This window comes from Sphingomonas faeni (genome assembly GCF_024273235.1).
Classification (GTDB): domain Bacteria; phylum Pseudomonadota; class Alphaproteobacteria; order Sphingomonadales; family Sphingomonadaceae; genus Sphingomonas; species Sphingomonas faeni_A.
On the sequence record NZ_JANBVH010000104.1, the window covers coordinates 1 to 800 of the forward strand.

General features: G+C 58.8%; 1 pseudogene. It reads left to right on the forward strand.

Annotated features, from left to right (window positions below):
* Positions 1-20 precede the first annotated feature (20 nt).
* A pseudogene (locus tag NLI89_RS21690) lies at positions 21-800 on the forward strand (IS5 family transposase); the annotation flags it as partial.

Below are 800 nucleotides of genomic sequence, written 5' to 3' on the forward strand. Positions count from 1 at the left end.
GGGTTCACTTTTGGGGGCGGGTGCGATTCAAGGCTGACGAAGGGAGCGTCATCTTGGATCGACATGGATTGAGCGACGAGCAGTGGGAACGGGTCCGCCCGGCACTGCCCGGTAAGGTCGGTGATCGCGGCCGTTCGGCTGCGGACAATCGCAAGTTCCTGGACGCTGTCCTGTGGATCGCCGGAACGGGAGCACCTTGGCGAGATCTGCCGCAGAGCTTTGGTAACTGGAACTCCAATTTTCGTCGCTTTCGTCGCTGGGCGACAAAAGGGGTCTTCGATCTTCTATTCGAGCGATTATCCGGCGATCGTGACTTCGAATATGCCATGATCGACGGTACTATTGTTCGGGTCCACCAGCAGGGCACCGGCGCAAGGGGGGGACTCAACGTCAGGCGATCGGACGGTCACGCGGCGGTCTGACCACCAAGATCGTGGCGCTGGTGGACGCGCTGGGAAACCTGGCGCGTTTCGTTCTGCTGCCCGGTCAAAGCCACGACCTCGTCGGAGTGAGCCCGCTGATTAAAGACGTCGAATTCGGTATGTTGCTCGGCGACAAGGCCTTCGACGCTGACTGGTTGCGTGCGGAACTCAACGATAGAGGTGCGGTAGCGGTGATCCCTCCAAAATCGAACCGGAAGCAGAACATCGACTGTGACTTCCATGCTTATCGCTGGCGGCATCTCGTGGAAAACTTCTTCTGCAGCCTCAAAACATTTCGCCGGATCGCCACCCGATACGAGAAAACCGATGAGAGCTACCGAGCCATGATCAACCTCGCCGCCCTGAAAATCGCCATGC